The following is a 14416-nucleotide window of genomic DNA, read 5'->3' as shown; positions in this document are numbered from 1 at the left end:
AATTAAATTATTTTATTAATTAGGGAGGCGTATGCTTATACCTCCGCTTAGCAAAAGATTTTGACCTTCTGTAAAGGAGGTTCCGACAGTGGCATCTAATTGAATAGCAGGTGAAATGAGGTATGTTAACCCTGCATCCCAAAAATGATTAGCCTTGTTTTTTTCTGGAAGTCCACCATATACCTCGGCATATAAACCTATAGTATCAGTAAGACCGTAACCATAAGCAAGTGTATATTTATAGGTCGCTTCCGGAGAATCATCACCCCAAGAGGCTCCTAGATTATAGGATACGCTTGATTTATTGCTTAGTGTATGAGAAAAGAGCATGAATAGATCTACCCCGGTAGTTTCCGGTTTAAAATCATTGGAAGCGGTAAAGGGTAAATAAAGATGTGTTAATATTGCCATCTGTGGTTTCCACGAGTCCTCGTCTGCAATCTCAATTTTTGCACCGATGGATAATGGTGAGAATCCACTTAGAACATTGGATATTTCTCTTTGATTGATTTCGGTTTCCACCTCAGTGAAATCCCAGCCTAAACGTAGTTCCATGTTATCTAAAATACCATAACGTAGTAGGGTAGTGTTGTAAGTAAATGATTTTTCTCTAAAGTTATCATCACCGTTGCTCTCGTACACTGCTCCGGTTTCTATTTGCAAATGATTTTTAGGAACTGTTAGTGCTGATTCTGTTTGATCAGGACGATCTGTAACTAAGTTATCAGCAGACGAGGTGTCTTGAGCGTTCGCTGAAAAATATAAAGTAGTTAAAACTATAGATGTGATAAGTATTCTTTTAAATTGCATTAGGTTTATTATTTTTGTTTAATCGAGGCAAAACTAAATAAGTTAGCCTAGACTAACAAATTAAATATGATTAATTTAACAAAAAGCGAAGAGGATTATTTAAAGGCTTTATTTCAGCTACTTACAGAAGGGGGTAAAAGCAAAATAGGTAATAATCAATTAGCAGAGTATCTTAATGTATCTCCGGCGTCTACGAATAATATGGTAAAAAAGCTTAAGGCTAAAGATTATATTGTGAGTGAACGCTACGGAAAGCTTGAATTGACAGACCAGGGAATAGAAATAGCGGTAAGGCTTATTCGGAAACATCGATTATGGGAAACTTTTTTGTATAATTATCTCAATTTCAGTTGGGATGAGGTGCATGAAGTAGCAGAACAGCTGGAGCATATAAAGTCGCGTAAATTAGTAGATGAATTGGATCGTTTTATGGAGTATCCCAAGGTGGATCCCCATGGAGAGATGATTCCGGATGCTGATGGGGCTTACAATATCACACCTAAAGTAACACTGTCATCTTTGAAAGAGGGTGATATATGTAAACTTGCTGCCGTTAATGATGCCTCGGTTTCGTTTTTGAGATATGTGTCTCAGATAGGGTTGGCGTTGAGCAGTACCATTGAAATTGTTGAAATTCGTGATTTTGACAAATCTATATGTATTCGTTTTGATGACACCGTTGAAACCGTTACCAAAAAATTTGCTGATAATGTGTTTGTTAAAATCATTTCTTAAATTTATCGGTGTTAAATTATAATATCATTTCAGTTTATACCGAATACCTAGTATATTTGGAACACACAATGTATCTATGGAGCTTAAATTAAAACGTCCAATTTGTTTTTTTGATCTTGAAACGACAGGGATTAATATATCAAAAGATCGTATCGTTGAAATTGCTATTCTCAAGGTTTATCCGAATGGAAATAAAGAGAGCAAAACCTGGTTGGTAAACCCAGAAATGCCCATTCCGCCAGAGACAACTGCGGTTCATGGCATCGATGACGCTAAAGTGGCAAATGAGCCTACTTTTAAGCAATTGGCAGCGCAGGTTAACGATATGATAAAAGGCTGTGATTTAGCCGGTTTTAACTCAAATCGCTTCGATATTCCTTTGTTAGCCGAGGAATTATTACGGGTAGGCTTAGATTTTGATATGAAAAATACGGTTGCTGTTGATGTGCAAACGATTTTTCATAAAATGGAAAAAAGAACGCTAGCTGCTGCCTATCAATTTTATTGTCAGCAAGACCTGGAGAATGCACATTCAGCAGAAGCCGATACCTTAGCTACCTACGAAGTTTTAAAGGCGCAATTGGATCGGTATCCAGAATTAGAGAATGATATAAATTTTCTGTCAGATTTTAGTTCTCGTAAACAATTTGCCGATTTTGCCGGATTTATAGCTTTTAATAAAGAAGGACAAGAAGTTTTTTCTTTCGGAAAACATAAAGGAAAATTAGTGGAACAAGTTATGGAAGATGAACCCGGCTATTTTGGATGGATTCAAAATGCAGATTTCCCTTTGTTTACCAAAAAAGTTCTTACAGCTATACGTTTACGCAAATTAAATAATAGCCTTAATGCTTAATGAATTAGATTAATTGTATGCTATGAAAATACTATGTATAGGTCGTAATTATACAGAACATATAGCCGAATTAGAAAACGAAAAGCCTGAAGAACCCGTTGTCTTTTTAAAACCTGATACGGCAATATTGCTAAAAAAACAACCTTTTTTCATTCCGGATTTTTCTGAAGATGTGCATCATGAAGTGGAAATCTTGATAAAAATTAATAAATTAGGGAAATATATTGATAAAAAATTTGCTCATAAATATTACGACCAAATTGCCTTAGGTATTGATTTTACAGCAAGAGATTTGCAAAAGAAGCTGAAGGAAAAGGGATTGCCATGGGAGAAAGCAAAATCGTTTGATGGAGCGGCGGTCATTGGTAAATGGATGTCAAAAGAACTATTTGAAGATGTAAATAACATTAATTTTAGTTTAGAAAAAAACGGAGAAACCGTACAGCAGGGGAACACACAATTCATGCTCTGGAAAATTGATGAGTTGATTGAATATGTATCAAAATATTTTACTTTAAAGATAGGAGATATTATCTTTACAGGAACACCGGCAGGAGTAGGACGTGTGGCTGCAGATGATGAGTTGGTTGGGTATATAGAAGAAAAAAAGAATTTTTCAATTAGAATTAAATAAATGAGTAAAGGATACAGTCTTAATCATATCAACGAACTGTCAGGAGGAGATCAGGAATTCGCTGCAGTTTTAGTGCAAACTTTTTTAGAAGAGATACCACCGGATTTGGAAAACATGGTTGAAGCTGTAAAATCCGATAATCCTGGCTTAGCGTATCAATATGCACACAAAATGAAGCCTAATTTACAGTTATTTGATATTGATTTGCTGTCGCAAATCAAGCAAGTGGAAGCTTGGGCAAAAACAAATAAAAGTAAAAGTGAAATTTTACCCACAATAGATCATATTGTACTTACGGTCAATGCTGCTATTGAGGATTTGAAGAATGATTTTCAATAAATATGCTGGCCGAAATCATTACGATAGGGGACGAGATTCTTATTGGACAAATTGTTGACTCAAATTCTGCTTTTATAGGAAAGGCGCTTAATAAGATAGGTGTTGATGTATATCAGATAAGCTCTATTCAAGATGATCGAACGCATATCCTAGCAGCTCTTAAAGAAGCCCAGGCTCGAGTAGATATTGTCCTAATCACAGGAGGGTTGGGACCTACTAAGGATGATATTACCAGGCACACCTTGTGTGAGTTTTTTGATGATGTTTTAGTTGAAAATAGCGATGTGCTGCTGCATGTTGAGCAGTTGTTCGAAAAATACATCAGTACACCTATATCAGATATCAATCGGCAACAAGCGCTGGTGCCCAGTAAAGCTCAGGTATTAAAAAATAAATATGGCACAGCGCCTGGAATGTGGATTGAAGAAAACGATACGGTCTTTATTTCAATGCCGGGTGTTCCTTTTGAAATGAAGGGGTTGATTGAAAATGAAGTGGTGCCGAGGCTCAAATCACGTTTTAAACGCCCTTTTATTCTACATAAAACAGTATTGACTCATGGAGTTGGAGAAAGTGCTATTGCAGAAAAAATTGCATCATGGGAGGAAGAACTCCCATCTTTTGTTAAGTTGGCCTATCTGCCAAGTCTTGGGAGAGTACGTTTACGTTTATCTGCAAGAGGTAAAGAGCATGCAATGTTGGAAACAGAAATAGAGCGTCGATTGATCTCGTTACATGCGCTTATCGGCGATATTATTGTAGGGTATGAAGATGATCAACCTATAGAAGTTGTAGTAGGGTCGTTACTAGCTAAGCAGCACAAAACCTTGGCACTGGCAGAGAGCTGTACTGGGGGACATATAGCTCAAGCAATTACTGCTCACGCTGGAGTTTCAAGTTTTTTTAAAGGCGGAGTGGTTACATATGCTACGATTTCAAAAACAACCCTATTAGGTATCCCTGAAGATTTTATAGCGACCTATAGTGTTACGAGTTCCGAAGTTGCGGAAGCTATGGCAAAAGCTGCACGGCAAAAATTTAATGCAGATTATGCGATAGCAACCACGGGCAATGCCGGTCCTGAAAAAGGAGATGGAGATGTAGCGGTCGGAACGGTTTTTATAGCCATGGCAACGCCTGAAAAAACGTATTCACAGAAATTTGTATTTGGTAATTTGAGAGAACGAACTATTGGTAAAGCTGTCAGTAAGGCGTTTGAAATGCTGCACAGTGAGCTTAAAGATGCTTAATCTGATGTGATCAGGGAATCTACCCAAATAATTGCTTGTTGAAAATTGTCAAACACACGCATTGGCTTATTCATAAATGACTTTTCTAGCGCAGCTATACGTTCTTGAGTTAGATTGTATACGATTACACCATATCCCTTTAAGTTAGGGAATAGCGCTGTAGATTTAAAATGATCTGTGGGTACAAACGAATAGGAATTAATTCGATGAGCCAAATAGACAAAAGGAGTAGTTTTACCGTAATAGCAATTACAAAGCTCAAATAATTTTTCTGCTTTAGCAAAATTAAAAACTACACCCTCGTTAATTTCTGAGACTACAAAATTCTTGTAGAAATAAAATGTACCAACTTCCAAATTACAAGTGTGTATCAAGGTCTTATCAGCTGCGGTAATCATTATTTAAATGTGTTTTAATGGACTAGTATAGTAATTTACAATTTTAGAAACTGACATTCAAAGAATTTGCAATTCTTTGTGTTTTTCAAGAAGAATTAGAAACCATTTGTTAATGTTATTTTGGAATTCTATCTTTGCAGACGAATTAAATTATGGGAATTTGTTCAATGAAATGCACTTAAAGCCTTGAGATATTATTCGTTATAAAGTTTGACGAATTTCATTTTGAGAGATAATTGAAAAATTTCGAAAAAATCTAAAAAAAATAACAAAACTATAATTGGTGGTTACGTAATAAATTCGTTAATTTGCACCCTGTTTTGAAATAACACCAAAATTAAGAAAAGATGTCAAGAGTTTGCGAGCTTACAGGAAAAAAAGCGATGGTGGGGAATAACGTTTCTCACGCAATGAATAAAACAAAGCGTAAATTCAACGCGAATTTAATCAAAAAGCGCTTTTTTATACCAGAAGAAGATCGTTGGGTAACACTTAAGGTGTCTACAGCAGCATTAAAAAATATCAATAAAAAAGGAATCTCTGCAGTTCTTAAAGAAGCAAGAGCTAAAGGTTTTTTTAACTAAATAATTCCCTTTTTAAAAAGAAACTACCATGGCGAAGAAAGGTAATAGAGTCCAAGTAATTTTAGAATGTACAGAGCATAAAGCTTCTGGAAAACCAGGTACATCAAGATATATTACTACAAAGAACAAAAAGAACACACCTGATAGAATGGAGATTAAGAAATTTAATCCGATTCTTAAGAAAATGACTGTTCATAAAGAAATAAAATAAGTACAAAATGGCAAAGAAATCAGTAGCATCGTTACAGACAAAATCGAATCGATTAACAAAAGCCATCAAGATGGTGAAGTCTGAAAAATCAGGAGCTTATACTTTTGTAGAGTCTATTATGGCTCCGGAAGCTGTAAATGACTTTTTTAGCAAAAAGTAATTGCGAACAGAACGTATATAAGAGGCCATTTCAATTGTATTGAAATGGCTCTTTTATTTTTTATATCCGATAGGATAGTATAATTTTATAGTGACATTTTTAGTTTGTTTGTTTTTATAGATTGTTGGATGCATCTAATAGTGATGATGGGTAATATGAGTATCGAACATTCGAGGTTTTATTTATTCTGATTGTTAATCTCTTGATATGAGTTTGTTTAAAAAAATTTTTTCGTCTGATAAAAAAGAAACGTTAGATAAAGGATTAGAGAAATCCAAAAGCACTTTTTTTTCAAAATTAGGTAAAGCAGTCGCCGGGAAGTCAAAAGTCGATGATCAAGTACTTGACGATTTAGAAGAAGTACTCGTAACTAGCGATGTAGGCGTAAAGACGACCATTAAGATAATTGAGCGCATTGAGAATCGTGTGTCCAAGGATAAATACTTAGGAACAGACGAACTCAATCATATTCTAAGAGAAGAAATTGCAGCATTACTATCAGAAACTAATACCGGAGAAGCTACTGACTTTGTGCTTCCAAAAGATAAAAAACCTTATGTCTTGATGGTTGTTGGAGTAAATGGTGTGGGTAAAACCACAACTATTGGAAAGCTAGCGTATCAATTTAAAAAGAAAGGTTTTAAGGTTGTTCTTGGTGCTGCAGATACCTTTAGAGCTGCGGCAATTGATCAATTGCAAGTATGGGCAGATCGGGTAGATGTTCCTATTGTGAAGCAAGAAATGGGAAGTGATCCTGCTTCTGTGGCTTACGATACACTACAATCTGCAGTTTCACAAGATGCGGATATTATTATAATTGATACCGCCGGGAGACTTCATAATAAGATAAACTTAATGAATGAACTTACCAAGGTTAAGCGTGTTATGCAAAAGGTTATTCCAGATGCGCCTCATGATGTGCTTTTAGTGCTTGATGGTTCTACAGGACAGAATGCATTTGAACAAGCTAAGCAATTTACAGCAGCTACAGAAGTTACTTCTCTCGCAGTTACCAAATTAGACGGTACGGCAAAAGGCGGAGTGGTGATAGGTATAAGTGATCAGTTCAAAGTGCCGGTCAAATATATCGGCGTTGGTGAGGGGATTGAAGATTTACAGGTTTTTAACAAGTATGAGTTTGTAGATTCATTCTTCAAATAACAAAACATAATACTTTATTTAAAAGGCAGGGTATTGCGCGTAATACCCTGCCTTTTGTATGTCTTTTAGGTTGATAACATTTCAGCTTTTATGAAAATTACATGACATGCAAATTAAAACTAAGTACTGCGAAGTAAATCCGGAAATAAAAAAACAAAAGAACCTTCTATAAGAGAAGGTCCTTTACAAAATAAAACATGTAATTAAAAAATATAGCTATTACGCTATAAACGAAAAGATTTTGATACTCAGCACATACTAAAATCTATTCTACCAAATTCACAATTTTCCCCATTGTGTACTTTAAATTTTGTCAAGTCCTAAGAATTAAATAAATAATAAAAAAACAATAAATGATGGCGAAAGCTCCGCTTATCAATATTTTATGTTTTTTCATGTAAAGAATATGATTTAAAATTGATCACACTATTGACTACATATATTCAGTTTCTTACAATGGTTAAAATGTAATCAATAATGATACAATAAAAGTTAATAATGATACTATAAATAATACGCTCAAGATATTAGTAAATACATTTTTCATAAGTCATTTGGGATTAAGGGTTGGGTTATTTTTTTATTCTAAAGTTAAGTTCATTTTTACTATTTTGATTAGATGTGTATTTTCTAAGCACAATCTCCTTTTCATCTAATTTTTTCAATATCCAGGTTTGGTTTAAATTAGAAAGTGGTTTGTCAGAACCAAAATTTAAACGAATTGCAAGTTCTCCTTTGGTTGTTTCAAAAACGAACCATTCTCCATTAAAAGTTCTTTTTGTAGACGATTTATCATCATCATCATCATTATCATCGTCGTCATCTTCGTCGTCATCATCTTCAGTAATTAAAACTGCACCATTTTCGTTGAAATTGAATGAATAATCTTCAAAATCAGAAGTTTGATTTGACTCATCATCTTTGTATTTTGAAATTTCAAAGATTTCATTTATCATATATTCTTTTATCTCTTCAACACCTATAGCCATAGCGCTTTCGCAAGTCATAGCTATATTATTTAAGGCATCTTCAAGACTTTCTAAGGTGTTGATTACAAATACTTCTCCATCAGCCAGAGCCAGTGTGATAGGAAAACTAATACTTACTAGTTCATTGTCATTCAGACCTTCAACAAATTTAAAAAGCTGTTGGTCATTTGCTATTTTAAGAGTGCTTAAATTTTCTGTAGCTTTGTTGTATATCTTTAAATCAAAAGGATACTCAAAATCTGTACAGTTTATCACTTCGTCAGTGTCTGTGCAACTTTTTTTGTAATCCTTTAATTCTTTATCACTTGTTATGTCAACTACAGTAAAGTCATTGAGAATAATCTGAATTGGAAATTGAAAAGAGATTTCATCTCGAATGTCATCATCAGTATCGTCTGTATAATATGCTTCAACCAATTCATAATCATCTTTTGTAGATATTAGAATTTGTGCATTTTTTAAGAGAACAGTAGTAGGTAATTGTATACTGAAACAGTCACATTTATCTAGAATATTATCGACTGAACCATCGTTCATAGAGGTTCTTAGAATTAGATTGGCAACATTAGAATTAAGTTTAAGAGTGCTATCTTCTTGAGTATCCACAAATTCATCGAGCTCGGTTCTGCAAGAAGAAATAAGTAAAACACTTAAAAGTATATAGGTAAGTGTAAAATTTATATTTTTAATTTTCATACCGGTCATGAATTTATTGGTGTCGTTTATTACTAAAACAACTAACTTACCAAAAGTCCTTTGGATTTCGTGTTTTTTTCTACTTTTACTGAAAATTTTTATTACATGCCAAATAAACTTTTTGATAATGTTTGTGATGAGGCTGTCTTTTCAGAAATTTATAACAAGTACTCCAAGGATCTAAAATCCTACTTGTATTATAAATTTGGAGAGGCCCTTAACCCAAATGATAAAATGCAAGATGCATTCATTAAGTTGTTGGCGAATTGTAAAAAGATTACTCCAGATAAAGCGAAAGGTTTTTTGTATAAGGTTGCTAACAATATGATGCTAAATGAAATTAAGCATCAAAAAGTTGTTTTGCGCCATAAGACTGTATCAGCTAGAGGGTATACCGATGAGTCTCCGGAATTCCTTATGGAGCAACAAGAGTTTTTGGAGAAATATCAGAACGCTTTGGAGCAATTACCTCATGATCATCGTGTAGCTTTTTTAATGAATAAAGTAGAGGGTAAAAGTCAGGCAGAAATTGCTGATATATTGGGGATTACAAAAAAGGCAGTAGAGAACAGAGTTTACATGGCATATAAAAAATTAAAAGAAAATGTAGAGGAGTTAAAATATTTAAAAGGGAAATCCAAGCGTTAGTTGTTATATAGATAGAAGCATTATATTATGAAGAAAGAAGACTTACTAAAAAAATGGCTGTCAGACGATTTAGCGTCTTCTGAACGGAAAAAGTTTGAAGCTTCTGATGATTTTCTTACGCATAATATCATAGTTGATACCGCAAAGTTTTTTAAAGATGATCAAAAAGTACCTGAACTTGATATGGCCAAAATGCAGGAGCGGTTATCAAAGCAAAACAACATTTCTTCAAACACAACAATTTGGCAATCCTCTTGGCTTAGAATAGCTGCAATGGTTGTTATTTTGTTAGGGGTTGGTTCATTTTTCTTCTTCTCAAACGATACCACAATCTATACCGATATAGGCGAAAATATGAGTATTGAACTACCAGATCATTCACAGGTAGTACTTAATTCTAAATCGACAGTTTCTTTTGATCAAAAAGGATGGAGCACGAATCGTGAGGTAGAGCTCAAAGGAGAAGCATATTTTGAAGTAGCCAAAGGGAAAGATTTTGAAGTGCTGACAAATGCCGGGACAGTAAGTGTTTTAGGTACAAAATTCAACGTTAAGAATAGAGAGAATTTCTTTGAGGTGCACTGCTTTGAAGGCTTAGTTAAGGTGAAATATAAGAATGGTTATACAGAGAATCTTTCGGCTGGTAATTCTCTTAGGATAATTAACGGGACTGTTACTTTTGAAACTACTCCGGATTCCTCCCCCCATTGGGTAAACAAAATTAGTAGTTTCAAGAGTGTCCCTTTTGAAGAGGTTATAAAAGAGTTCCAAAGGCAATATAAAGTAGAGCTGATACTACAAAACATTGACAAAAAAAGAGTTTTTACCGGAGGTTTTGTACATAAAGACCTTGAAGATGGGTTAAAATCTATAACTTTGCCATTAGATCTAACTTATAGCATTGACGATAAAAAGAGAATCATTATCGCAAAGAAGTAACGCTAAGCTATATGCTGTAGCTCTTTTTTTTGTGCTTTATTTTTTAAATGGTTTCTCAGTTTATGCTCAAGAAAAAATACATATTAAGCTTGTTCTAGAGCAGTTAGAACAGATCTATCAGGTAAAATTCACATATGCTGATGATGTTCTTGATCAAGTTTTTGTGGTACCAACAAATGAACTTTCTACAATTGATCAGCATCTGGAATTTTTAGAGGCACAAACACTAGTGCGTTTTTCAAAAACAACTCCTCCGTTTATAGCAATACAGCAGCGTAACGATCTCATAAAATTATGCGGTTTTATCAAGGATTACGCTGACGATGGTTTCTTGCAAGGCGCTACAATCCAAATACATAATCAAGCGACGATAACAAATCAAGATGGTTACTTCGAGCTATATCTAAAGCCGGAAAATCAAAAGACTCTGAAAATAGACTTTTTAGGATATGATACCTTAACCGTTGCTCCTGATATCAATGAAAATAATACATGTAGTACTTTTTATCTCAATCAGAAGGAAGAAATCTTAGAAGCAATTTTCCTGCAAGATTATTTAACCAAAGGAATCGAGAAGTCAGTGGATGGTAGTTTTGAAATGGATTTTTCTGATTTCGGGCTTGTACCCGGTCAAATAGAGTCTGATGTATTACAAACTATTCAAGCCTTACCGGGAATACAAAGTGTAGATGAGACAGTTTCCAATATTAATATTAGAGGAGGAACACATGATCAAAATTTAATAACTTGGGATGGTATTAAAATGTATCAATCCGGACATTTTTTTGGATTGATTTCTATTTTTAATCCCAATATTACAGATCATGCACAATTAATCAAGAACGGAACGCATGCACGTCATGGCGACGGTATCTCTGGCTCTATCCTAATGAGGAGTCAAGAGAAAATAACCAAGGAGTTGAGGTTAAGTGCAGGATTAAATCTAATTAATGCCGATGTTTTTACTGATATCCCGTTGGGGCAACGTTCATCTCTTCAGATTTCCGGCCGAAAATCTTTAAGCCAATTTATAGAAACAACACCCACCTATACAGAGTACTATCAAAGAATTGCGCAAGATACTGAACTAGAGAGTGATCAACAATCACGCGCATCAGACGTTTCTTTTGATTTTTATGACACTAATTTGAGGTGGAATTATATTATAAGTGATAAGGATCGGTTACGAGCTAATTTCTTATTAATAGCCAATGAACTAATATTCACAGAAAATGCGACAACAATCTCTAGAAAAAGTAGCATAGATCAAAATAGTATTGCAGGAGGCGTTTGGTATCAAAGAAACTGGAACGATAATCTAACTACCGAGGTTCAAGTGTATGAAACAGATTATAACTTACGATCGATTAATTCTAATTTGTTGCAAAGGTTTCGTTTTTTACAAAAAAATGTAGTGTCAGAGACCGGAATTAAGATTTCAGCAGTTAAAACAATCTCTAAAAAGCTACAATTAACTAGTGGATACGATTTCATTGAAACAGGAATAACAAACCTTAATGACATCGATGATCCATTATATAGAGACAAAAAAAGAAGAGTGCTACGCAATCATGCTGTGTATTCTCAGGTTGGATATACTTCCGGCAACGGAAAAACTTCAGCTAATTTAGGTGCTCGCTATACCTATATACCGAGATTATCGTTTCACCGAGTGGAACCGAGATTAAGTGTCAATCATAAATTTAATAAACAATTTACCTTAGAAGTTCTAGGAGAGTTCAAACATCAAAGTACCTCTCAGATCATCAATCTTCAGGATGATTTCTTAGGAATTGAAAAAAGAAGATGGATATTGTCAAACGAAACAGATGTACCGATCATAAGGAGTAGGCAGGTTTCTTTAGGTCTGCAGTATGATAATAAGGGTTGGTTAGTAAGTGGAGAGGGCTATAGTAAGAAAGTTACGGATATTACAGCCAGAAGTCAGAATTTCAAAAATCAATACAAAGGCCTTTTAGCCACGGGCGCCTACACAGTCAATGGCTTGGATTTTTTAATAAATAAAAGGTTTAGAAAGTTAAGTAGCTGGATGAGTTATTCGTTAGCCAAAAATACCTATGATTTTGATAGTTTTGAAATAGGTGATTTTTCAAACAATATCGATATACGTCATACAGTAACCTTGGGAACTTCTTATAGTGTTAAAGCGCTTAAGGTTTCTGGCGGCATCAAATATAACTCCGGACTTCCAACAACTACCATTAATTCAGATAGCGTCGATGAAAATAATAGCATCGATTTTTCTAGCCCTAATGCAGAACGTCTAAAAAACTATTTGAGACTCGATTTATCTGCGACCTATGATGTGATGCTAGGTAAAAGAACTAAGCTACATACAGGAATTGCCCTGATCAACCTTTCGAATACCCAAAATGAAATTGACAGGTATTATGAGCTAAATTCGGATCAACGGCCGATGCCGACGTCAAAATATGCACTGGGTTTTACTCCTAATGCTGTAGTGCGTATCATATTTTAGAATAGTAAGCGTAATTCTCGGTAATCTTAAGTTATTCCTTGTATCTTTGCACACTTTTATTAGATAGTTATGAGGACGAAGACGTTAAAGAAGAATAAAATCAATGTTGTAACACTAGGATGTAGTAAGAATGTATACGACAGCGAAGTGTTAATGGGACAACTAAAAGCAAATGATAAGGATGTTGTTCATGAGGAAGAGGGAAATATCGTCGTCATTAATACTTGTGGTTTTATAGCAAACGCTAAGGAAGAATCTGTTAATACGATTTTGGAGTATGTACAGAAGAAGGAAGAAGGAGCGGTTGATAAAGTATTTGTAACAGGATGCCTTTCAGAGCGATATAAACCTGATCTCGAAGTGGAAATTCCTAATGTAGATCAATACTTTGGTACTACCGAACTCCCCGGACTGCTAAAAGCTCTGGGAGCCGATTATAAGCATGAATTAATAGGAGAACGCCTCACGACAACACCAAAAAATTATGCTTATCTTAAAATAGCTGAAGGATGTGACAGACCCTGTTCTTTTTGTGCAATACCGATCATGCGAGGTAAGCATAAATCAACTCCGATTGAATCACTTGTTACAGAAGCAGAAAAATTAGCAGCAAACGGTGTAAAAGAATTGATTCTGATTGCTCAAGACCTTACATATTATGGTTTGGATCTTTACAAAGAGAGAAAGCTAGCAGATCTTTTGAGAGGGTTAGTAGCCGTAGAAGGTATAGAATGGATACGACTTCATTATGCTTTTCCTACAGGTTTCCCAATGGAGGTATTAGAGGTGATGCGTAATGAGCCTAAAATTTGCAATTATATAGATATTCCTTTACAGCATATTGCTGATCCAATTCTAAAATCGATGCGTCGCGGTACGACAAAAGCTAAGACAACTAAGTTGCTTCAAGAGTTTAGAAAAGCTGTACCGGAGATGGCTATACGAACAACGCTTATTGTAGGATATCCAGGAGAAACTCAGGAAGACTTTGAGACCTTAAGAGATTGGGTTAAAGAAATGCGATTTGAGCGTATGGGATGTTTTACCTATTCCCACGAAGAGAACACACATGCCTATAATCTCGAAGACGATGTCCCCGAAGATGTAAAAATGGATCGAGCTAACGAAATTATGGAGATACAATCTCAAATTTCATGGGAGTTAAATCAGCAGAAGATAGGAAAAGAATTTAAGGTGATTATTGATCGTAAAGAAGGAAATTATTTTATTGGTCGTACAGAATTTGATTCTCCGGATGTTGATAATGAAGTGCTCATAGATGCCTCAAAATTTTATTTAAAAACAGGGGATTTTGCAAGCGTTAAAGTTGTGGAAGCTGAGGATTTTGATTTATATGCTGATGTGATCTAACTTGATACTATACATATTGGAACTAGAAAAACCGGCCTATTGGACTGAACCCCAAAAGTTGGACGGTTAAACAAAATTTAATTTTGGAAATGAGCTCGATATTGTATCGGGCTCATTCCATTTAGAGTCAAAGAT

At 34.8% G+C, this 14416-nt stretch carries 16 protein-coding genes; 13 read left to right on the top strand and 3 right to left on the bottom strand.

The features are described from left to right. Positions 1–15: 15 nt before the first annotated feature. Complete coding sequence (locus BD809_RS13740; protein ID WP_148783557.1) at positions 16–810, bottom strand: transporter; 795 nt, start codon at positions 808–810, stop codon at positions 16–18. 66 nt (positions 811–876) lie between these two features. Between BD809_RS13740 and BD809_RS13735 the strand changes: the two genes are divergently transcribed. The 5 genes from BD809_RS13735 to BD809_RS13715 all read left to right on the top strand — a co-directional run bounded on the left by BD809_RS13735 (position 877) and on the right by BD809_RS13715 (position 4624). Further along, complete coding sequence (locus tag BD809_RS13735) at positions 877–1545, top strand: metal-dependent transcriptional regulator (RefSeq protein ID WP_148783556.1); 669 nt, start codon at positions 877–879, stop codon at positions 1543–1545. A gap of 76 nt (positions 1546–1621) precedes the next feature. Beyond that, positions 1622–2401 (top strand): 3'-5' exonuclease, encoded by a 780-nt coding sequence (locus tag BD809_RS13730; RefSeq protein WP_148783555.1) that lies wholly within the window; start codon positions 1622–1624, stop codon positions 2399–2401. A 22-nt stretch (positions 2402–2423) separates the two neighbouring features. Next, positions 2424–3035, top strand: a complete 612-nt coding sequence (locus tag BD809_RS13725) for a fumarylacetoacetate hydrolase family protein (protein ID WP_148783554.1) — start codon at positions 2424–2426, stop codon at positions 3033–3035. Beyond that, positions 3036–3374: an Hpt domain-containing protein gene (locus BD809_RS13720; protein ID WP_148783553.1), complete on the top strand. Its 339-nt coding sequence runs from the start codon at positions 3036–3038 to the stop codon at positions 3372–3374. 2 nt (positions 3375–3376) lie between these two features. Further along, positions 3377–4624, top strand: coding sequence for a CinA family nicotinamide mononucleotide deamidase-related protein (locus tag BD809_RS13715; protein WP_148783552.1), 1248 nt, complete (start codon positions 3377–3379; stop codon positions 4622–4624). Here the strand turns inward: BD809_RS13715 and BD809_RS13710 are convergent. Then, positions 4621–5022, bottom strand: coding sequence for a hypothetical protein (locus tag BD809_RS13710; RefSeq protein WP_148783551.1), 402 nt, complete (start codon positions 5020–5022; stop codon positions 4621–4623). The two genes, BD809_RS13715 and BD809_RS13710, sit on opposite strands and share 4 nt — an antisense overlap. Positions 5023–5369: 347 nt before the next feature. Here BD809_RS13710 and rpmB point away from each other — a divergent pair, with 347 nt between their 5' ends. The 4 genes from rpmB (at position 5370) to ftsY (ending at position 7138) form a co-directional block, all read left to right on the top strand. Then, entirely contained in the window at positions 5370–5606 is a 237-nt protein-coding gene (gene rpmB, locus BD809_RS13705; RefSeq protein ID WP_148783550.1) for a 50S ribosomal protein L28, read from the top strand. A gap of 28 nt (positions 5607–5634) precedes the next feature. Next, entirely contained in the window at positions 5635–5817 is a 183-nt protein-coding gene (rpmG, locus tag BD809_RS13700; RefSeq protein ID WP_027395522.1) for a 50S ribosomal protein L33, read from the top strand. 7 nt (positions 5818–5824) lie between these two features. After that, positions 5825–5977 carry a DUF4295 domain-containing protein gene (locus BD809_RS13695; protein WP_148783549.1) on the top strand — a complete coding sequence of 51 codons (153 nt, stop codon included), beginning with the start codon at positions 5825–5827 and terminating at the stop codon, positions 5975–5977. A 207-nt stretch (positions 5978–6184) separates the two neighbouring features. Further along, positions 6185–7138 (top strand): signal recognition particle-docking protein FtsY, encoded by a 954-nt coding sequence (gene ftsY, locus BD809_RS13690; RefSeq protein WP_148783548.1) that lies wholly within the window; start codon positions 6185–6187, stop codon positions 7136–7138. Between the two features lie 572 nt (positions 7139–7710). Here ftsY and BD809_RS13685 read toward each other — a convergent pair. Then, positions 7711–8823 (bottom strand): hypothetical protein, encoded by a 1113-nt coding sequence (locus BD809_RS13685; protein WP_148783547.1) that lies wholly within the window; start codon positions 8821–8823, stop codon positions 7711–7713. A 105-nt stretch (positions 8824–8928) separates the two neighbouring features. Between BD809_RS13685 and BD809_RS13680 the strand changes: the two genes are divergently transcribed. The 4 genes from BD809_RS13680 to rimO all read left to right on the top strand — a co-directional run bounded on the left by BD809_RS13680 (position 8929) and on the right by rimO (position 14281). After that, positions 8929–9471 carry an RNA polymerase sigma factor gene (locus BD809_RS13680; protein WP_148783546.1) on the top strand — a complete coding sequence of 181 codons (543 nt, stop codon included), beginning with the start codon at positions 8929–8931 and terminating at the stop codon, positions 9469–9471. Between the two features lie 27 nt (positions 9472–9498). Next, entirely contained in the window at positions 9499–10410 is a 912-nt protein-coding gene (locus BD809_RS13675; RefSeq protein ID WP_148783545.1) for a FecR family protein, read from the top strand. A gap of 31 nt (positions 10411–10441) precedes the next feature. Next, a complete protein-coding gene (locus tag BD809_RS13670) occupies positions 10442–12910 on the top strand; it encodes a TonB-dependent receptor (protein ID WP_148783544.1) in 2469 nt (822 codons plus the stop codon). A 69-nt stretch (positions 12911–12979) separates the two neighbouring features. Further along, positions 12980–14281: a 30S ribosomal protein S12 methylthiotransferase RimO gene (gene rimO / locus BD809_RS13665; RefSeq protein WP_148783543.1), complete on the top strand. Its 1302-nt coding sequence runs from the start codon at positions 12980–12982 to the stop codon at positions 14279–14281. The last annotated feature ends 135 nt before the right edge of the window (positions 14282–14416 follow it).

The sequence above is a fragment of the Aquimarina intermedia genome (assembly GCF_008124785.1).
GTDB classification, from domain to species: domain Bacteria; phylum Bacteroidota; class Bacteroidia; order Flavobacteriales; family Flavobacteriaceae; genus Aquimarina; species Aquimarina intermedia.
Note: the sequence above shows the minus strand (reverse complement) of the source record. Positions and strands in the feature narration are given on the sequence as shown.